The organism is Pseudonocardia benzenivorans CB1190, from assembly GCF_000196675.2.
Lineage (GTDB): Bacteria > Actinomycetota > Actinomycetes > Mycobacteriales > Pseudonocardiaceae > Pseudonocardia > Pseudonocardia benzenivorans.
In genome coordinates this window covers 4,714,860-4,732,455 of sequence record NC_015312.1, presented here as the reverse complement: position 1 = coordinate 4,732,455, position 17,596 = coordinate 4,714,860, and the positions used below count along the sequence as shown (strand labels likewise).

Annotated in this window: 20 protein-coding genes, 1 tRNA gene and 1 pseudogene; 18 read left to right on the top strand and 4 right to left on the bottom strand. The window is 72.1% G+C overall.

Annotated elements, in window-relative coordinates; translation table 11 throughout:
- Positions 1-37 precede the first annotated feature (37 nt).
- Genes PSED_RS22155 through PSED_RS22145 form a run of 3 tightly spaced genes read right to left on the bottom strand, consistent with a single transcriptional unit; the run spans position 38 to position 3,423 of the window.
- Positions 38-610, bottom strand: coding sequence for a GNAT family N-acetyltransferase (locus PSED_RS22155; RefSeq protein ID WP_013676475.1), 573 nt, complete (start codon positions 608-610; stop codon positions 38-40).
- Complete coding sequence (locus tag PSED_RS22150; RefSeq protein WP_013676474.1) at positions 607-2,385, bottom strand: alkaline phosphatase D family protein; 1,779 nt, start codon at positions 2,383-2,385, stop codon at positions 607-609. Before PSED_RS22150 ends, PSED_RS22155 begins: the two co-directional genes overlap by 4 nt.
- Positions 2,386-2,394: 9 nt before the next feature.
- A complete protein-coding gene (locus tag PSED_RS22145; protein WP_013676473.1) occupies positions 2,395-3,423 on the bottom strand; it encodes an ROK family protein in 1,029 nt (342 codons plus the stop codon).
- Between the two features lie 83 nt (positions 3,424-3,506).
- Between PSED_RS22145 and PSED_RS35710 the strand changes: the two are divergent.
- The 12 genes and pseudogenes from PSED_RS35710 to PSED_RS22085 all read left to right on the top strand — a co-directional run.
- Positions 3,507-3,947, top strand: a pseudogene (locus tag PSED_RS35710) (hypothetical protein); the annotation flags it as partial.
- A 996-nt stretch (positions 3,948-4,943) separates the two neighbouring features.
- Positions 4,944-5,318 carry a hypothetical protein gene (locus PSED_RS22135; RefSeq protein WP_013676471.1) on the top strand — a complete coding sequence of 125 codons (375 nt, stop codon included), beginning with the start codon at positions 4,944-4,946 and terminating at the stop codon, positions 5,316-5,318.
- Positions 5,319-5,357: 39 nt separating this feature from the next.
- Positions 5,358-6,545, top strand: coding sequence for a Tm-1-like ATP-binding domain-containing protein (locus PSED_RS22130; RefSeq protein WP_013676470.1), 1,188 nt, complete (start codon positions 5,358-5,360; stop codon positions 6,543-6,545).
- A complete protein-coding gene (locus PSED_RS22125) occupies positions 6,542-7,414 on the top strand; it encodes a phosphoenolpyruvate hydrolase family protein (RefSeq protein WP_013676469.1) in 873 nt (290 codons plus the stop codon). Before PSED_RS22130 ends, PSED_RS22125 begins: the two co-directional genes overlap by 4 nt.
- Positions 7,415-7,855: an SRPBCC family protein gene (locus PSED_RS22120; RefSeq protein WP_013676468.1), complete on the top strand. Its 441-nt coding sequence runs from the start codon at positions 7,415-7,417 to the stop codon at positions 7,853-7,855.
- Positions 7,856-7,875: 20 nt separating this feature from the next.
- A complete protein-coding gene (locus tag PSED_RS22115) occupies positions 7,876-8,316 on the top strand; it encodes a DUF5709 domain-containing protein (protein WP_013676467.1) in 441 nt (146 codons plus the stop codon).
- Positions 8,316-8,702 carry an MmcQ/YjbR family DNA-binding protein gene (locus PSED_RS22110; protein ID WP_013676466.1) on the top strand — a complete coding sequence of 129 codons (387 nt, stop codon included), beginning with the start codon at positions 8,316-8,318 and terminating at the stop codon, positions 8,700-8,702. The genes PSED_RS22115 and PSED_RS22110 overlap by 1 nt, the downstream gene beginning before the upstream one ends.
- Positions 8,699-9,403: an alpha/beta hydrolase gene (locus PSED_RS22105; RefSeq protein WP_013676465.1), complete on the top strand. Its 705-nt coding sequence runs from the start codon at positions 8,699-8,701 to the stop codon at positions 9,401-9,403. The genes PSED_RS22110 and PSED_RS22105 overlap by 4 nt, the downstream gene beginning before the upstream one ends.
- A gap of 13 nt (positions 9,404-9,416) precedes the next feature.
- Positions 9,417-9,491, top strand: a tRNA-Ile gene (locus tag PSED_RS22100).
- Between the two features lie 91 nt (positions 9,492-9,582).
- Positions 9,583-11,358: a tyrosine-type recombinase/integrase gene (locus PSED_RS22095; RefSeq protein ID WP_013676464.1), complete on the top strand. Its 1,776-nt coding sequence runs from the start codon at positions 9,583-9,585 to the stop codon at positions 11,356-11,358.
- A 51-nt stretch (positions 11,359-11,409) separates the two neighbouring features.
- Entirely contained in the window at positions 11,410-11,913 is a 504-nt protein-coding gene (locus tag PSED_RS22090; protein WP_086002779.1) for a GntR family transcriptional regulator, read from the top strand.
- Positions 11,914-11,950: 37 nt separating this feature from the next.
- Entirely contained in the window at positions 11,951-12,526 is a 576-nt protein-coding gene (locus PSED_RS22085; protein WP_013676462.1) for an NUDIX hydrolase, read from the top strand.
- Here the strand turns inward: PSED_RS22085 and PSED_RS22080 are convergent.
- Positions 12,512-13,627: an NsdA family TPR-like regulatory protein gene (locus PSED_RS22080; protein WP_013676461.1), complete on the bottom strand. Its 1,116-nt coding sequence runs from the start codon at positions 13,625-13,627 to the stop codon at positions 12,512-12,514. The genes PSED_RS22085 and PSED_RS22080 overlap by 15 nt on opposite strands.
- Before the next feature lie 221 nt (positions 13,628-13,848).
- On the opposite strand from PSED_RS22080, the gene PSED_RS22075 reads away from it, so the two are divergent.
- The 6 genes from PSED_RS22075 to PSED_RS22050 are packed head-to-tail and all read left to right on the top strand — an operon-like array spanning position 13,849 to position 17,543.
- On the top strand, positions 13,849-14,112 hold the full coding sequence (locus PSED_RS22075) for a helix-turn-helix domain-containing protein (protein WP_013676460.1): 264 nt from the start codon (positions 13,849-13,851) through the stop codon (positions 14,110-14,112).
- On the top strand, positions 14,109-14,345 hold the full coding sequence (locus PSED_RS22070) for a hypothetical protein (RefSeq protein WP_013676459.1): 237 nt from the start codon (positions 14,109-14,111) through the stop codon (positions 14,343-14,345). Before PSED_RS22075 ends, PSED_RS22070 begins: the two co-directional genes overlap by 4 nt.
- Entirely contained in the window at positions 14,342-14,884 is a 543-nt protein-coding gene (locus tag PSED_RS35705) for a WhiB family transcriptional regulator (RefSeq protein ID WP_083845255.1), read from the top strand. The genes PSED_RS22070 and PSED_RS35705 overlap by 4 nt, the downstream gene beginning before the upstream one ends.
- Positions 14,885-15,313 (top strand): hypothetical protein, encoded by a 429-nt coding sequence (locus tag PSED_RS22060; RefSeq protein ID WP_013676458.1) that lies wholly within the window; start codon positions 14,885-14,887, stop codon positions 15,311-15,313.
- On the top strand, positions 15,310-15,672 hold the full coding sequence (locus PSED_RS22055) for a hypothetical protein (protein ID WP_013676457.1): 363 nt from the start codon (positions 15,310-15,312) through the stop codon (positions 15,670-15,672). Before PSED_RS22060 ends, PSED_RS22055 begins: the two co-directional genes overlap by 4 nt.
- A complete protein-coding gene (locus tag PSED_RS22050) occupies positions 15,669-17,543 on the top strand; it encodes a type IV secretory system conjugative DNA transfer family protein (protein WP_013676456.1) in 1,875 nt (624 codons plus the stop codon). Before PSED_RS22055 ends, PSED_RS22050 begins: the two co-directional genes overlap by 4 nt.
- The last annotated feature ends 53 nt before the right edge of the window (positions 17,544-17,596 follow it).

The following is a 17,596-nucleotide window of genomic DNA, read 5'->3' as shown; positions in this document are numbered from 1 at the left end:
CCGGAGGCACAGCACCGGCCAGGGCCGGTGACGCCACTCAGAGGCTCAGGAAGTCCTCGCGGAGCAGGTCCATCAGCAGGCCGTCGTGCCAGGTGCCGTCGGCGCCGCGCTCGTACCGGCGCATGATCCCGACCCGCCGGAACCCGACGCGCTCGTAGCTGCGGATCGCCCGCTCGTTCGTCGCGGCGGGGTCGATGACGATGCGGTGGTGGTCGCGGCGGGTGAACAGGTGGCGGACGAGCGTGCGCAGGGCGTCGGCGCCCAGGCCCTTGCCGTGGGCGTCGGGGTGCAGCGCGATGTCGACGCCCGCGTGCCGGTAGTCGGGGTCGTCCTCCTCGTGGAAGATCACCAGCCCGATGACCTCGCCCGCCAGCTCGACGGCGTAGCCGTGCGGCCCGAGCAGCTCACGGCGCACGCGTTCCAGGTCGTAGCCGCCCCACCAGCGGGCGACCTCGGGGTGCTGGAGGATCTCGATGAACGCGGCCACGTGCCGGGCGCTGGTCGGGCGCAGGACGACGACCTGGCCGGCCAGTGCGTCGGTGCCAGCCACGTCGGGGGCGGGCGCACCCCGCAGCGGGGCGGCGGTGCTGGGAGAGTGTCCTGCCGTCATCGGGTGCGAGCTCCTCGGCCTGGGTCCGTCGGATCTGGGTCCGCCGGGTCTGGGTGTGTCGGGTCTGGGCGTGCCGGGTCCACCTGTGTCGGAGCCGGGCGTGTCGGCTCGGAGTGTCCCTGTTCGGGCTCGGCGGACCGCGGCGCGGTGAGGGTGTGCCGGGCCGCCTCGCGCAGCGAGGCCGCGCCGGTCGGCTGCTCGAAGACGACGTCGGCGCGGCGGCCGTCGACGTCCAGCCAGGCGATGGTGTTGCCGAAGTAGGGTCCGCCGAGCTTGTCCCAGGTCACCGGCGGCGGCGGGGTGCCCTTGCGGGTCGCCCACGCGCGTGCGGCCCGGGTGGCGGCGCCGCTCCAGCCGAGCCGGAAGCCCGCGCGGACGTAGGGCGGGACGTGGTTGTGCACCGGGGAACAGGTCAGCTGGTGCACGGCCGTGCCCTCCTCGGCGTCCTCGACCTGCGCGCGGGCGGCGTAGCTGTGGTGCACGTCGCCGGAGAGCACGGAGATCGACACGGGCGCGGCGTCGCCGGCCCGTGGGCGCGTCGCGGCCGCGACCAGCCGTGCCAGGCGGTCGAACGAGTCCCGGAACGCCTGCCAGTGCTCGAGGTCCGCGGCCTGCCGGATCCGCTCGCCGAGCCGGCCGCGCAGCCCCGGACGGGCGGCGGCGGCCTCGTTGACCGACTCCAGGTCGCCGATCGCCGGCGGCAGCAGCCACGGGACGGACGTCGCCAGCAGCAGATGGTCGACCTCGCCCGGGTCGAGCGTGCGCTCCTCGACCCAGCCGAACTCACGGTCGCCGAGCATGAGGTGCCTGCCGTCGTCGAGCACCCTGCCGTTGCGGGAGTCGAGGACGACCAGGCGCGTGCGCCCCAGCTGCCAGCGGTAGGAGAACCGCAGGCCCTTGGAGCCGTCGACCTCCCGGTCGGCGCGGTCGGCGAGGTCGGCCAGCAGCGGCCAGGTGTCGCCGTCGTGCCCGCTGACCGCCGCCCAGTCGGGGTCCGCGGCGAGCTCGTCCGGGGAGAGGTTGCCGAGATGCTGGTAGACCCAGTACGACGACAACGCCGCCCGGATCCGCTCGGCCCACCACGGCTTCTCGGCCATCTGGGCGCGCCAGGCGGCGGAGGTGTTCCAGTCGTCGCGGACGTCGTGGTCGTCGAAGATCATCGCGGTGGGGACCGTCGACATGATCCAGCGGATCTCGGGGTCGGCCCAGGAGTCGCGGTAGAGCCCGACGTACTCGGAGAAGTCGACGATCTCGTCGTCGGGCCAGTCGGGGTGCTCCGCGCGACGGCCGGCGATCCGGCGCACGGTCTGCGGGGTCAGCTCGTCGGCGTAGACCTGGTCGCCGAGCAGCAGCAGGGCGTCGGGCCACTGGGACGACGGGAGCCGTGCCATCCGCGCGGCGTAGGCGTCGAGCGCGTCGATGCCGTAGGTGGCGGCGTCCCGCGGGTCGGCGAGCTTCACGTACCGGCAGGAGCCGAACAGGATGCGGTGCCGCCCGGCCGATCGCGGTCCGCGGGTCGCGATGCTGCTCGGCGGGAAGGGCGAGGACGCGGGCGGCCAGACGTGCTCGCCGTCGAGCAGCACGTCGTACTCGGTGCGGGTGTCCGGCGGGAGCCCGGTGACGACGACCAGCGCGTAGTGGTGCCCCGCCACCTCGAACGTGCGTGCGGTGCTGCCCAGGACCTCGACCTGCGCGGGGACGTCGGTCTGGACCCACACCGTCGCGGAGGACTCGTCGACGTGGCGCAGCACGGGACCCAGGACCAGTGACGGCACGACGTCAACCTAACGGGTGGCGCGCTCCGGCGGGACGGCGTGGACCCTGCGGTCCTCCGCGTGCTCGAGCCCGAGCAGCCCCGCGCCGACGACGCCGGCGTCGGTGCCGAAGGTGCCCACCCGCACCGGGACGACGGGCCGCGCCTCCGTGGCGTAGGCGTGCTCGCGGTAGGCGGCGCGGGCGGGGTCGAGCAGCAGGTCGCCGGTCGCGACCAGGCCGCCGCCGATGACGACGGCCTCGATCTCGAAGATGTTGGCCAGCGACGCGATCCCGATCCCGAGCCAGCGCCCCAGCCGGGTGAACAGGTCCAGCGCGGTCGGGTCACCCAGCTCCGTGGCGCGTGTGACGGTGTGCCCGGTGACGACGCCGTCCTCCTCCTCGCGGCCGAGCCGGGCGATCACGCCGGCCGGCTCGGCCGCCGCGGCCTCGCGACCCATCCGGGTCAGCGCCGTGCCCGACGCGACGGCCTCCAGGCAGCCGCGGTTGCCGCAGCCGCAGCGGGGACCGTCGGGTGCGACGATGATGTGCCCCAGCTCGCCGCCGCGCCCGGACGGTCCGCGGTAGATGACCCCGCCCAGGACGAGCCCACCTCCGACGCCGGTGCCGACGGTCAGGAACACCATCTCGGAGTAGCGGTCCCGGCCGAGGCGGGCCTCGGCGAGCGCGGCGACGTTGGCGTCGTTGTCGACGGTCGCGGGCAGCCCGGTGGCCTCCTCCAGCTCGGCCCGGACCTGCCAGTCGCGGTAGGAGTTGTTGGGCGCCCACCGGATCAGCCCGGCCGGCCACTCGACGATCCCGGCCGCTCCCACCCCGACGGCGACGACCTCCGGGTGCTGCGCGTGCAGCTGCTGGGTGATGCCGAGCAGGATCTTCGTCATCGTCGTGCCGTCGGACGTCTCGGGGGTGCGTTCGGAGACCTCGGCGAGCAGGGTCCCGTCGTCGGCGACGACGGCGCCGCGGATGTTGGTCCCCCCGATGTCGAGGCCGATCGCGCGGCGCCCGGACGGAGCGCGGTGTCCACTCGTCACACCGCGCATCATCGCCTACTTCGGATGTGTTTGCGTCCGCGGCGGGTGGGGAAGGTGCGGGCATGCCGGTCCTGCGACGTGTAGCCCGACCCATGCTCGCCGCCGTGTTCATCAACGGTGGCATCGCCGCACTGCGCGCGCCCGAGGGCCACGCGCAGGCGGCACAACCCGTTCTCGATGCGGCCGCCCCCGCCCTCGACCCGGTGCTGGACAAGGCCGTCGAGGTCACGCCGATCGACCGCCGGCCCGACGCCGAGATGCTCGTGAAGGTGGATGCGGTCGTGAAGATCGCCGCCGGATCGCTGCTCGCGCTCGGCAAGGCGCCACGCCTCGCGTCGGCGGCGCTCGCCGCGAGCGTGGTCCCGACGACGCTCGCCGCACACCGCTTCTGGGAGGTCGAGGACCCGCAGGAGCGCCAGGCGCAGCAGATCCACTTCCTCAAGAACGTCGGCCTGCTCGGCGGACTGCTCATCGCGGCCGCCGACACCCACGGCAAGCCGTCGGTCGCGTGGCGGGGCAGGCGGGCGGCCCACCTCGCCGCGACCGCCGCCGGGGAGCGGGTCGACGCCGTCACCGGTGTGGCGCACGACGTCTCCGACCGTGTCTCCGGCGTCGCGCACGACGCGGGCGGCGCCGTCGCGAGCGTCGCCGCCGGGCTGGCAGGTCTCGTGCCGAGCGCCGCGTCGGCCCGGTCGGGCCACCCGTCGGCCCACCCGTCGGCCCAGTTGTCGGCACGGACGTCGGCGCTGGCGGAGAAGGCCGCGGAGGCCGGTGCGGCGCTGGCCGAGAGGGCCACGGCCGTGAGCGCGGTCGTCGCCGATCGGGCGCCGGAGGTCGGCGCCGCCGTCGCCGAGCGGGCGACCAAGGCGGGTGCCGTGCTCGCGGAACGGGCACCCGAGGTCGGGGCGGTGCTGGCCGAGCGGGCCACGAAGGTCGGCGCCACGCTGGCCGACCGCGCCCCCGACGTCCGCGACACCGTCCTGGCCCGCGCCGCCGAGCTCAGTGACGACCTCGCCAGGCACTCCGCCGAGGCGAGCAGGCGGGCCGCCCGGTTGCAGCGCCGTGCCGACAAGCACGGTGCGCGGCTGCAGGAGCTCGTCGACAAGCGGGGGGCGAAGTGGCAGCAGCTGCTCGCCGAGCGCGGTGACGAGCTGGGCAAGCGTGGCAAGAAGTGGCGCAAGGCAGCCGAGAAGCGCCGGGCGGCGTGGGAGAAGGAGGCACTGAAGGCGGCGGCCAAGGCGCGCAAGAAGGCCCCCGGCTACGTCGACCAGCTCGCGGTCCTCGCCACGGAGGCCGCCGAGCAGGCGTCGAAGCTGCGCGGCGACCTCGCCTCGCGCGCGGCCGAACTCGGGGCCGCGGCCGCGAAGGCCGCCGACGGCGCCGCCGAGGACACCCGCAAGCGGCTGGCCAAGGTCGGCTGACCCGGGACGACGCACGGGGCCCGGACACCCCACGGTGTCCGGGCCCCTCCGTGCCCGCCCCTGGGGGCGTCGACCATGGTGTACGCCGATGGACGATGATGTACGTCCATGAGCGGCGAGACCTGGACCAGCGACCAGTGTGCGCAGGCGTGGGGCGTGAAGACCTCGACCTGGCTGGCCTACGTCTCCCGGGGCCAGGCACCGCGGCCGCTCGACACGGACGGCCGGCGCAAGTTGTGGGACGCCGACGAGGTCCGCTCGTGGCCTCGGCCGGGGGTGGGCCGCAGCCGGGCCGGTGCCGGCCCGGAGGCCGAGGCCCTGCTCGCGGAGATGGCCGAGGTCGCCGACGCCATCGACGAGCTGCGCGCCCGGCAGCGCGAGCTGCTCTGCGCCGGCCGCCGGCAGGGCCTGGAGATCCGGTCGATGGCCCGGGCGTCGCGCATCTCGCCGCAGACCGCCTACGGCTGGCTCGACGGCTGTTAGCACTCGCAAGATCGCGGGCCGTCGGCTAGAACGGACGGTGTGAGCCGCGCCTACGTCGTCGGGACGTACGACACCAAGGCAGCCGAGCTGTCCTACGTGGCCGCGTCGTTGCGCGCCGCCGGTGTGCGGACGCGGACCGTCGACGTGTCCACGTCGGGAACGGGCGGAGGCGGCGCCGATGTCGGCCCCGCCGACGTCGCCGCGCACCACCCCGACGGCGCGGGGGCCGTGTTCACCGGCGATCGGGGCACCGCGGTCGGCGCCATGTCCGTTGCGCTGCAGGCGTTCCTGACCTCGCGCGACGACCTCGGCGGGGTGCTCGGGCTCGGCGGCTCGGGCGGGACCGCCCTGATCACCCCGGCCATGCGGGCGCTGCCCGTCGGCGTCCCGAAGGTGATGGTCTCGACCGTGGCCTCCGGGGACGTCGCGCCCTACGTCGGTGCTGCCGACATCGCGATGCTGCACTCGGTCACCGACGTCGCCGGCCTCAACCGGATCTCCCGGCAGGTCCTCGGCAACGCCGCCCACATGCTCGCCGGCGCGCTGCTCAACGACGTGCCCGCGGCGGCGGACCGCCCGGCCGTCGGCATCACGATGTTCGGCGTCACGACGCCCTGCGTCACGCAGGTGCTCGACCGGCTCGGCGACGACGTCGACCCGCTCGTCTTCCACGCCACCGGCACCGGCGGGAAGGCGATGGAGAAGCTCGTCGACGACCGGCTCATCGGCTCGGTCCTCGACCTCACGACCACCGAGATCGCCGACCTGCTCGTCGGCGGCGTCATGGCGGCGGGCCACGACCGGCTCGACGCGATCGCCCGGACCGGGGTGCCCTACGTCGGCTCCTGCGGCGCGCTCGACATGGTCAACTTCGGCGCGCCCGAGACGGTTCCGCAGTCCTTCGCCGGCCGGACCTTCTACGAGCACAACGCCCAGGTCACGCTCATGCGCACGACCCCGGAGGAGAACCGGGGGTTCGGCTCCTTCCTCGCCCGCAAGCTCGACGCGCTCACCGGGCCGGCGGTCTTCCTGATCCCCGAGGGCGGGGTCTCCGCGCTCGACGCGCCGGGCCAGGCGTTCCACGACCCGGTCGCGGACGCCGCGCTGTTCGAGACGATCGAGTCGTCGGTGGCGCGGTCCGGCGTCGTGCGCAGGGTGTCGCACCACGTCAACGACCCCGAGTTCGCCGACGCGGTGATCGCCGCGTGGCAGGAGGTCTCCGGATGAAGCGGCATCGTCGCCAGGACCTCGTCGAGCGGTTCCAGGACATGGCGCGGCGCGGTGAGCCCATCGTCGGCGGGGGAGCGGGCACCGGGCTGTCGGCCAAGTGCGAGGAGGCCGGCGGGATCGACCTCATCGTCATCTACAACTCCGGCCGCTACCGGATGGCCGGCCGCGGCTCGCTGGCCGGGCTGCTCGCCTACGGCAACGCCAACGACATCGTCGTCGAGATGGCCGCCGAGGTGCTGCCCGTCGTCAAGGAGACGCCGGTGCTCGCGGGCGTCAACGGCACCGACCCGTTCATGATCACCGACCGGTTCCTCCGCGAGCTCGACGACCTCGGCTTCGCCGGCATCCAGAACTTCCCGACGGTCGGGCTCATCGACGGGACCTTCCGCGCCAACCTCGAGGAGACCGGTATGGGCTACGGTCTCGAGGTCGACCTCGTCGCCGCCGCCCGCAACGCCGACATGCTCACCACGCCCTACGTCTTCTCCGCCGCCGACGCCCGCGCCATGACCCGCGCCGGCGCCGACATCGTGGTGTGCCACATGGGGTTGACCACCGGAGGCGCCATCGGCGCCGAGACCGCCAAGACCCTCGACGACTGCGTCGCCCTGATCGACGAATGGTCCGCCGCCGCCCTCGACGAGCGTGACGACGTGCTCGTCCTGTGCCACGGCGGCCCCATCTCGATGCCCGACGACGCCGCGTACGTCCTGTCGCGCACCGCGGCGTGCCACGGGTTCTACGGCGCCTCGTCGATGGAGCGGCTGCCGACCGAGCAGGCCCTCACCGAACAGACCCGCAGGTTCAAGGCCGTTCTCGAGTCAGCACCCGACCCAGCACCCAACCCAGCATCCAAGGAGAGTTAGATGCCGCGTCCCTACGCCAGTGGAGTCGTCCCCGCCTCGGCCGACGAGGTCTGGAGCCTCATCCGCGACTTCAACGGCATCGCCGACTGGCACCCGGGGATCCAGAGCAGCGAGCTGACCGCCGGCTCGTCGGGCGCGGAGGTCGGGGCCGTCCGCAAGCTCGGGCTCGGTGGCGACGCGCAGGTCTCCGAGCGGCTCCTCACGCTGGACGACGCCGACCGGAGCTACACCTACGAGTTCACCGACCCGGGCCCGTTCGCGGTGCGCCGCTACGTCTCCACGATCCGGGTCGCGCCGGTCACCGACACCGGGCACGCGTTCGTCGAATGGTGGGCCGACTTCGACGCCGACGCCGCCGACGAGGCCGAGCTCGGCAAGACCTACGCCCGCGGCGTGTACGGCGGCGGAATCTCGGCACTGCAGGAGCGCTTCCGCGGCTGAGTTCTGCCAGGCTGTCCGCCATGGGTGACCAGGACGACGACCTCGACCAGTACGCGCAGCTGGATCCGGAGGACACGCTCGAGGACCGCGGCGTCGCCGACCCGCTCGACGAGGGCTACTCGCCGCCCGAGCGGCCCTGGGCCGTCGACGACTTCGGCACCACCGCCCAGGAGGAGGCCGAGGGCGAGGACCTCGACCACCGCCTGGCCCGCGAGCTGCCCGACCCCGCGTTCCTCGACGACGGGTCCGACGACGGCGACGGCCTCGGCGACACGTCCGACACCGACGGCGAGCTGCTCGCCACCGACGAGGTCGGCCGCCGCCGGGCCGGCCGGCTCGTCGAGCGCGACGAGGACCCGCTGGTGACCGACGACGAGAGCTGGGCCGTCGACGCCGGGATCGACGGGGCCGCCGCGTCCGCCGAGGAGGCGGCCGTCCACGTCATCGACGACGACCGCTGATGGCCACCTGGGACGACGTCCGGCGCGTCGCGACGGCGCTGCCGGAGGTCACCGAGGACGCGGGGGAGAAGCTGTCGTGGCTGGTCCGGAAGAAGGCGTTCGCGTGGGAGCGACCGCTGCGGCGCGGCGACCTCGAGGCGCTCGGTGACGCCGCCCCCACCGGCCCGGTGCTGTGTGCCCGCACCGCGGACGTCGGCGTCAAGGAGGCCCTGGTCGCCGACGACCCGGCCGTCTACTTCACCACCCCGCACTTCAACGGCTACCCCGCCGTCCTCGTCCGGCTCGACCTGATCGCCCTCGACGAGCTCGCGGAGCTCCTCGAGGAGGCCTGGCTCGCCCAGGCACCCAAGCGCGTCGCCGCCGCCTACCTGGAGTCCCGCCCATGAGTGCCACCCTCGTCCTCGTCCACGGCGCCTGGCACGGCCCCTGGGCCTGGGACGTCCTGCGCACCGAGCTGCCCGACGTCGAGACGATCGCCGTCGACCTGCCCTCCTCGGGCCCCGACCCGAAGTCGCTGGGGACCCTCGACGACGACGTCGCGGTGGTCCGCGCCGCGGTGGCGGCCGCCGGCGGCCCGGTCGTCGTGGTCGGGCACTCCTACGGCGGAGTCCCGATCACCGAGGGTCTCGACGGAGCCGACGGCGTCGCGCGGCTGGTCTACCTCACCGCGATGATGATGGACGTCGGGCACACGGTCGTCGGGAGCCTGCGTGGGCAGTGGCCGCACTGGTGGGACGTCCACGAGGACGAGGGCTACCTCGACGCGCGCCACCCCGAGGAGTTCCTCTACGGCGACGTCGACCCCGCCATCGCCGAGGCGGCCGTCGCCAAGCTGGGGCACCAGTCGCTCGCGGCCTACACCGCAACCCTCACGGCCGCCGCGTGGCGCACGCTGCCCAGCACCTACGTCGTGTGCGACAACGACGCCGCTCTCGCGCCCCGGGCGCAGGAGAGAATGGCCGAGCGGGCGCAGCGCGTCGTCCATCTGCCCGCCGCGCACTCCCCGTTCCTCTCCCACGCCGAGGACCTCGCGGCGCTGCTGCGCGAGGAACTGGCCGCGGCGTCGGGGCGAGCGGTGGGCCGCTAACCTGAGCTCCTGCGGGGCGGTAGCTCAGTTGGTCAGAGCAGCGGACTCATAATCCGTCAGGTCGTGGGTTCGAGCCCCACCTGCCCCACTAGTTTGACCAGGCGAAACGCGCCGGCTGCCACACGGCGGCCGACGCTCGTGGAGTCAAACGTGGAGTGAGTCGTTGTTAGCGTCCTCCCATGGCACCCACGGGACGACGCAGGCGGAAGCGCGCGAAGGGTGGCATCGAGCAGCTCCCGAGCGGGTCGTTCCGGGTCTACGTGTACGCAGGCTGGGACCCGGTCACGAAGCGCCGGCACTACCTCAAGGAGGTCGTGCCGGCCGGGCCCAGCGCAGCGGCCGAGGCTGAGCGGGTCCTTCGGCGGCTCGGCAACCAGGTCGACGAGCGGCGGCATCCGCGGACCGCGGCCACTGTCGACGAGCTGCTCGAGAAGCACTTCGATCGCGCCGTGCTCGAGCGCTCGACGTTGGACACCTACCGCGGCTATGCGGAAAAGCACATCAGCCCGCTCATTGGCCAGGTCCAGGTCGGCGCGCTGGACGGTGACGTCTTCGACGCGTTCTACCGCGAGCTTCGTCGGTGCCGTGAGCACTGCCGAACGAAGTTCATCGAGCACCGAACCGCCAAGGTGCACGAATGTGACGACCGATGCCGACCGCACTCCTGCAGCCCTCTCGGCGTGTCGACGATCCGCCAGATTCATTTCATTCTCAGCGGGGCCTTGAAGCGCGCCGTCCGCTGGCGCTGGATAGCGGTCAACCCGATCGGGCAGGCAGAGCCACCGCCCGCTCCGGTACCTGCACCGAAGCCGCCAACCGCTCAGGAAGCGGCACGAATTCTGATAGCCGCGTGGGGGGACGCTGAGTGGGGGACGCTCGTCTGGCTTGTGATGGTGACAGGAGTCCGTCGCGGCGAGCTTTGCGGACTTCGTTGGCGCAACCTCGATCTCGATGCCGGCGTGCTCGTCCTCGACCGAAGTATCGGTCAGCGGGGGAGCGACATGTGGGAGAAGGACACCAAGACTCACCAGCAACGCCGGATCGCGCTCGATCCCGAAACCGTCGACGTGATGCGGGTTCATCGCGAGCGTTGTGAGAGTCGAGCCGGCGAGTTCGGGCTTCGGCTCGGCCGTGACGCATTCGTGTTCTCTCTGGCGCCTGACGGTAGTCGGCACTACCAGCCGAACTCCGTGAGCCAGCGGTACGCGAAGCTCGTCAAACGGCTCGAGATCCACACATCGATCCACAAGCTGCGTCACTTCTCCGCGACCGAGCTCATCGCGGCCGGCGTCGATATCAGGACGGTCGCGGGCCGCCTCGGACACAGTGGTGGCGGGACGACGACGCTGCGGACCTATGCGGCATTCGTGTCCGAAAGCGATCAGCGCGCTGCGACGAGCCTGTCTGCACGGCTCCCGATGCGACCGGCCGACGTCGTGCTGCCCCCGTTGTCCGGAGACGAGTCGGATGCTCCCTATCGGCGGGTGGCGGAGGCAATCCGGTCTGCAGTCAAGGGCGATGGTTTGACGGATGGCCAGTTCCTTCCGAGTGTGAAGGCCATCGCTGCGAGATACGTCGTGTCGGTGGGCACGGCCCACAGGGCGCTCGATCTGCTGCGTGGAGAGGGGCTTCTCCGTTCAGGCGGCCGCGGATTTCAGGTGGCCGGGACCCCCGTTCCAGCGCCGGCAGTCGGCCCCGTCCCGGAACCTACGTCTGCGCACGCTCCCCAGATGCACGAGGTCGAGCTCCGCCGGAAGGGCCGAGGTGTCGCCCGCTTCAGCACCGAGGTCGATCCGGGGGACTCACAGGACCTCTTGGACCTCCTGATCGATGCCGTCTGCCGCTCAGGTGGAGAAGAATCGGACTATCTCGAGTACGACATCGTCGTACATCTGCCGGGCCGGCCCGACGAGGCCGTCACCTACGTCCCGCGGCGCCGGCGGAGGGCCAGCTGAACAGTGCGGTCGTTGCGCCTTTGACACGTCGGTGGCGGATGAACCGCTTGGGTGAGAGTGGGAAGTAGGCTGCTGCCGTTCCCCCGCTCGGCACCCGAGGAGGCCGCGCTCTTGGCTCCCCGTGGCGCCTTCCGGCAGATCGCCGACGAGCTGCGTCGTCTGATCGAGAGCGGCGAGCTGGCCCCCGGCGCCATGGTCCCCTCCGAGAACGTCCTCGCAGAGCGGTTCGGCGTCGCCCGCGGGACCGTTCGGTCGGCGCTCGCGGTGCTGCTCGACGATGGGCTTCTCGAGGTCCTCCCGGGCCAAGGCCGTCGTGTCGTCGGCGCTGGAGCCGGGCCATCGTCAGTGACCGCATATGGGCGTATCGCGGCCGAGCTGCTGCGTCGGATCGAGTCCGGCGAGTTCGCGACGAGCGACGCCCTCCCGAGCGAAGCTGCGCTGATGGCCGAGTTCGACGTCTCACGAAACACAGTGCGGCGTGCGATCCAGGTCCTCGTCGACGAGGGCGCGGTCGTTGTGCGCCAAGGGGCTGGCGCATTCGTGGCAGCCCGCTGAGCCGAGGCCGCTGCCGCGTCCAGATACGGTTCACCGCATGACAAGGCCGGAAGACGATGCGCAGCGCTGGACCGTTCACAGCGAGCGGCCTGTCTACGAGAACGAGTGGGTGACGGTCGGGCTCGCGGACATCTCAATGCCGTCCGGGGAACGGTTCGAGCACCACACCGTGATGCTGCCGCCGGCAGCCATGACGGTCGTGCTCGACGACGCCGCTGAGCACGTGCTGCTCGCGTGGCGCCATCGATTCGTTCCCGACGTGTGGAACTGGGAGCTGCCCGGCGGTCTACTTGAGGAGAACGAGTCGCCGGCGGAGACCGCCGCGCGCGAGGTGGAAGAGGAGACCGGCTACCGCACCAGGTCGATCGAGCACCTGGTGACGTTCGAGCCCATGATCGGCATGGTGCGCAACGCCCACCACGTCTTCCTGTCCCGGGGCGCGGAGCGAGTGGGGGAAGCCGTCGAGGTCAACGAGGGCCGGTTCGAATGGGTCCCCCTGGCGCAGGTCCCGGAGCTGATTGCCAAGGGGCGCATCGTGAACTCCGGATCTCTCGTCGGGTTGCTGCACGTTCTGGCCCTCGACGGGCGCGACTCCGGCTCACAGACCGAGTAGCCCCGCGATCCGCCTCCGCTGGCGCGCGGAACCGGTCTGTCCCGCGAGCTCGGAAGCGAGCTGTGCTTGCTTCCGAGCCTCTGCGATGTCCGATCGCGCTGTGAACGCGAGCGCGAGATCGACGCGCAAGCTCACCTCGGCGCGTCCGTAGTTCCCCTCGCCCATCTTCGCGAGGGCCGCGCTCAGCTCAGCGATCGCCGACTCCTCGCCCAGTCGCGCGAGGCAGTGCCCGCGCCATCGCGCCAGGTGCCCGTCATCAAGCATCAGGTACGGCAGCGAGGCGTCGACCTGATCGGGGAGGAGCGCGTCGGCAGCGTCGAGTGCACGTATCGCAGCGTCGCGATCGCCCAGCGCAGCAGAAGCTTCGCCTTCCGCCGCATAGAGCCAGGCGCGCAAGCTCGGCGGAATCGGTGCGTGGGATCGGCCGGCCGACGCGATCAGTGCTTGGGCGTCCGCAGGTCGGTCACCGTCGAGAAGGACATAGGCCTGCTGCGCACGGGCATACGCGAGCGCCGAACCGTCGCCGCTCTCGCGTGCAGCGGACACCGCGGTCTCATGGAGGCGCCACGCCTCATCGAGGTTTCCCATGTCGAGGGCCTGCCAGCCGGCGAGTGCGGCGGCCTGGCTGAGTTCCGCGGCCGCTTCGTCGCGAATATCTCCCGGCAATGCGTATCGAACAATCTGCTCGACGTTGTCGACATGTGCACGCGCCTGCCGGAAGATCGCGGCGCCGCCGAGGCGTCGATCGAGGAGCCGGATGTTCTGGGTCTGCCCCCGCAACAGGCCGACGAGTGAGGCGTCGAGCCTGCTGAAGTGCGGCATCGTTCCTTCATCGGGAACGACAGGGTCGGGCGACCGGGGGAGGACCGGTTCTGTGAGCCCGAGCTCGATCGCGGATCGTCCGTACACCTCGCAGAGCAGGTCACTATAGAAGCCGCCGACCGCGCCTCCCTGGTTCTCCCAGATGGCCACCCGGCGGCCGAGGCTCTCGTCCTTCGGGAGCGTCTCGCCCCGCCGCCCGGCCGCTGCGCGGAGCTCATGCAGCAGCCGTGCCTTCTTCCATCCTCGGTCGGCGCGGGCCTGCGCCAGTCGGCTCAGCATGCATCCCCCGTTCGCCGTAATGATCACGATGGCGTCTTGAGCTGCGGGAATCAACCCTGACCTGGATCTCGCGTCATCTCGCGTCACCCCGCGTCATCTGCCGTGGACTCCCACCTCGCCAGCACTCTTGAGGAACGCGAGATCACGGGCGTTGACAGAGCCCGCACTCGTACCTACCTTGTTCAGTACATGTACCAAACATGTATAGAAATGGAGTGACGATGTCAGACTCGATGGGAGCGAGCCGCGACGCTGCCGGTCCGCCGACGTTCTACAGCGTCGGACAGGTCGCGCGGATGCTCGGCATGTCGGCCATGACCGTCTACCGAGCGATCAACGCGGGCGACTTCCCGGCAGTTCGGATCAGGGGGCGGCTCATCGTTCCCGCGCGGGCGGTCGACGAGATGGTGGACGCCGCGATCGCAACGCAGAGCGTCGTCGACGCTGCCGGTTGGGTTCCGGACCCTCAGGCGGTGCAGCGATGAGCAGCGTCGGAGTGCTGATCCTCTTCGCGATCGTCGGGGCCGTCATCTGCGCGAAGTGCCGGGTACCCGCCGGAGCGGTCGTGTTCGCACTGGTCGCACTGGTTCTCTTCGTTGCCACCCCCGCCGGTCAGGGCCTTCCTGGAGCGGTCTCCTCATTCCTCTCCACCGTGGATCAGTCCACGACGCCCGCGCTGAGGCACAGCGCACCGACCAGCTCGGAGGCCGTCGGATGAGCGCTCGACGACACGATTTCAACGACTGGCGACTGGTAGCCGCCTGTCGCGAGGTCGACCCGGACCTGTTCTTCCCCGCTGTGGACAGCGGCCTGCTGTTCGAGGAGCAGGCTGTCGTGGCAAAGGAAGTCTGCAGGGTCTGTCCGGTCCGGAAGCGGTGCCTGGAGTTCGCGTTGCAGGCACTCCCCGAGGGCATCGCCGGCGGCACCACTCCAGACGAACGCGTTGCGCTGCGTCGGAGCCGAGGCATCGACCTGGATGTCGACAGGATCGAGTCGATTCCTCCGGCTGGGTTGCGGGAGCGAGCCGCCGCCGGCCGCCGTGCCGCTGCCGGCGGGGCGACCGCGACCGAGCTGATGCATCGGTTCGGAGTCGTACGCGGAACCGCTCATCGCTGGCACGCCGAAGCGCACCGTCCCGCCGTCGCTGAGGCGGTTACGGGGGAGGGGAGTCCGGCTGCAACCGGAGCTCCCCTCCGAATCTCCACAGCATGCGAGGCCCTGGCAGGCAACACAACACCGGAAGGACACCGATCCTAGATGCGAACCAACGACATCCACCACGACACCGACACCCGCCCGGAGGCGGTGCGCGAGGCGACTGCGGGAGCGAAGGCGTGGCGCGCTGCGGTCCACGCGCAGCGCTCGGCCGAGCCGAACCACGCTGACTTCTACGCGATGGCCGCCGACGTCGTCGACACCCTCGCCGCGCTGGGCGGGCTGGCCGAGGTGCTGGCCTGGCAGGTCGCGCACTACGGCGACACGCGCCCGGTCTACGACGACTCGAGGGCGTTCGACCCGCGCGAGCGCCTCGACCTCGCCGCGCTGGACCTGTGCGAGCTCGCCGCCCGGATGCGCGAGGCCGACCGGGTCGTCAACACGTTCTGGTCGAGGATCGGGCACATCGGCGTTGACTCGCCCGTCGACGAACGGGGCACGTCGAGCGAGGTTGTCGAGGTGTCGCGATGAGCGCGCCGACGTCGGGAAGTGCTGCGGTCGACGGCCTGCGGCGGTGGGCGAGGGGGCCGGGCCCGCATGTGGCCGCGGCCGTGAGTCTGCTGATCGGGCACGGCACGTGGCCGGCGCGGGCGGAGTTCCGTGACGCGTGCATCGAGCGCGACATCGACGGGTTGTGCTGGATCGACTGGACCAAGGCCCGGGCGGCGTTCGTCGCGGGTGTCTTCGCGAAGGCGTCGACGAGCGAGATCGCGGTGCTCGACCTCGTGATCGCGTTGGGGGAGGACCGGTTCCGGTTCTCACGCATGGGTCCGGCCAATGCTCGTGCGATCGCCGAGGCTGTTGCGGCTGCGCTGCTGGTGATTCGATGAACCTCTGGACGGTCCTTCTCCCGCTCGCCGCCGTCGGCGGGTCGGTGCTGGCGGCGAGGCGGGGGGCGAAGGTCCTCAGCGCCGGCCTCGGCCTCATCGCGCTGCTCCCGCTCACCGCCCTTGTGGCGGTCGTCGGGCTGCCACTGTTGCTGATCGTCGCCGCCGCGGGCGGCGTGTGGGTGTGGCATCGGTGGACCCGCTCGTCGGCGACGGTGAACCGGTGGGGCTCCCGCTCGCGGCGGAAGTCCGGGGTCGCGTCGAGCTTCGACATCCTTCGGTTCGCCGGGTCGGCGGCGATGCGCCGCCGTGCCGGCGGGGTGCGCCCGTCGCTGGCGGGGATGGATCGTCGGGATCGGTGGCGGCTGCCGGTGCCGGAGGTGGCGGTGCGGTTGTGCCGCAGCGGGTTGTTGTGGGTGTGGTCCTCGGTCGAGGACGTCACGCTGATCTTCGGCGGCCCCCGGACCGGGAAGTCGGGGTGGTTGGCCGCGCAGATCCTCGACGCCCCCGGCGCCGCTCTCGTCGCCTCCACCCGCGGGGACCTCTTCGAGCTCACCGCCGGCCAGCGCGCGGGGCGGGGGCCGGTGTGGGTGTTCAACGCCGTCGGCCTCGCCGGTCTCCCGTCCACGGTGACCTTCGACCCGGTCTCCGGGTGCGCGGATCCGGTGACGGTGGGGGAGCGCGCGACGGACATGCTCGCCGCCACCACCCGCGCCGGCGCGTCGGGTGATCGGGAGTTCTGGGACGCCCAAGGCCGCCGCGTCCTCGCAGCGCTGCTGCACGCCGCGGCACTCGGTGGCCGGTCGATGCGCGACGTCCTCGGCTGGCTGGCCGATCCGGGAGCGGCGTCGCGGGAGCTGACGGTGTTGCTGCGTCGCAGCCCGGAGCCGGCGTTCGAGCTCGACCTGGGCCAGTTCCTGGGCACGAACGACCGCACCCGGTCCTCGATCACCTCGACGATCATGCCCGCGCTCGGCTGGCTCACCTCGCCTGCTGCGAGCGCGGCGGCCGGGCTCGGTGAGCAGAAGCCGTGGGCCCGTCCGCTCGACGTCGACGAGCTCCTGGCCACCAACGGCACCGTCTACCTCCTGGGTGGGGAGGAAGCTCAGGTCGCCCCGCTGGTCTGCGCCCTCACCGGACACATCGCCCGCCAGGCCCGCCGCACCGCCGCCACCCGCCCAGGCGGACGGCTCGACCCGCCACTCAGGCTGGCGCTCGACGAGGCCGCTCTGATCTGCCCGGTCCCTCTCGAGTCCTGGACCGCTGACATGGGCGGGCGCGGGGTCAACATCATCTGCGCGTTCCAGTCCCGCGCCCAGCTCCTGGCCCGCTACGGCCAGCATGACGCGGCGACGATCCTGAACAACGCGGGTGCGGTGATGGTGTTCGGCGGCACCCGCGACCGCGACGACCTGCAGTTCTGGTCCACCCTGACCGGAGACCGGGACGAGCCCGCCGACACCGTCGACCCGGCCCGCCACACCACCGCCCACGGCACCCGGAAGACCGCGGTGCTCTCCCCGGCGCAGATCGCGAACCTTCCGGCGGGGCGGGTGTTGGTGATCCGTCGGGGGATCGCGCCGGTGATCGGGCGGGCGCAGATGATCTGGCAGCGCCCCGAGCAGCGCTGGGCGCAGTTCTCCGATGACCACCCCGACCTCGCCGAGCGCCTCGCCCGCTGGGCTGGGTGGTGGCAGGGGATGCCGGACCGGATCGGGCGACGTCTGCGGCGCCGCCGCCTCCCGGCGCGCCCGGTCCGCGGCGTGCTCACCGTCGGCCCGGCCGAGTCGACGCCGCAGCGCCCCCGGCTGGTGGTCCTCGACGCCCTGCCCGTCGAGCCCGACGAGGACGGCGACCAGCGCCCCACCGGCTGACCCGCCGACCGCACTCGCATTTCTGTTCGCGCGCCGCCGGCCGGACTCGCCCT

Bases quoted from the DNA above. Each gene is read 5' to 3' on its own strand.
- PSED_RS22155 (WP_013676475.1), bottom strand. From the start codon at position 610: ATGACGGCAGGACACTCTCCCAGCACCGCCGCCCCGCTGCGGGGTGCG.
- PSED_RS22145 (WP_013676473.1), bottom strand. From the start codon at position 3,423: ATGCGCGGTGTGACGAGTGGACACCGCGCTCCGTCCGGGCGCCGCGCG.
- PSED_RS22135 (WP_013676471.1), top strand. From the start codon at position 4,944: ATGAGCGGCGAGACCTGGACCAGCGACCAGTGTGCGCAGGCGTGGGGC.
- PSED_RS22125 (WP_013676469.1), top strand. From the start codon at position 6,542: ATGAAGCGGCATCGTCGCCAGGACCTCGTCGAGCGGTTCCAGGACATG.
- PSED_RS22120 (WP_013676468.1), top strand. From the start codon at position 7,415: ATGCCGCGTCCCTACGCCAGTGGAGTCGTCCCCGCCTCGGCCGACGAG.
- PSED_RS22115 (WP_013676467.1), top strand. From the start codon at position 7,876: ATGGGTGACCAGGACGACGACCTCGACCAGTACGCGCAGCTGGATCCG.
- PSED_RS22110 (WP_013676466.1), top strand. From the start codon at position 8,316: ATGGCCACCTGGGACGACGTCCGGCGCGTCGCGACGGCGCTGCCGGAG.
- PSED_RS22105 (WP_013676465.1), top strand. From the start codon at position 8,699: ATGAGTGCCACCCTCGTCCTCGTCCACGGCGCCTGGCACGGCCCCTGG.
- PSED_RS22095 (WP_013676464.1), top strand. From the start codon at position 9,583: ATGGCACCCACGGGACGACGCAGGCGGAAGCGCGCGAAGGGTGGCATC.
- PSED_RS22085 (WP_013676462.1), top strand. From the start codon at position 11,951: ATGACAAGGCCGGAAGACGATGCGCAGCGCTGGACCGTTCACAGCGAG.
- PSED_RS22080 (WP_013676461.1), bottom strand. From the start codon at position 13,627: ATGCTGAGCCGACTGGCGCAGGCCCGCGCCGACCGAGGATGGAAGAAG.
- PSED_RS22075 (WP_013676460.1), top strand. From the start codon at position 13,849: ATGTCAGACTCGATGGGAGCGAGCCGCGACGCTGCCGGTCCGCCGACG.
- PSED_RS22070 (WP_013676459.1), top strand. From the start codon at position 14,109: ATGAGCAGCGTCGGAGTGCTGATCCTCTTCGCGATCGTCGGGGCCGTC.
- PSED_RS35705 (WP_083845255.1), top strand. From the start codon at position 14,342: ATGAGCGCTCGACGACACGATTTCAACGACTGGCGACTGGTAGCCGCC.
- PSED_RS22060 (WP_013676458.1), top strand. From the start codon at position 14,885: ATGCGAACCAACGACATCCACCACGACACCGACACCCGCCCGGAGGCG.
- PSED_RS22055 (WP_013676457.1), top strand. From the start codon at position 15,310: ATGAGCGCGCCGACGTCGGGAAGTGCTGCGGTCGACGGCCTGCGGCGG.
- PSED_RS22050 (WP_013676456.1), top strand. From the start codon at position 15,669: ATGAACCTCTGGACGGTCCTTCTCCCGCTCGCCGCCGTCGGCGGGTCG.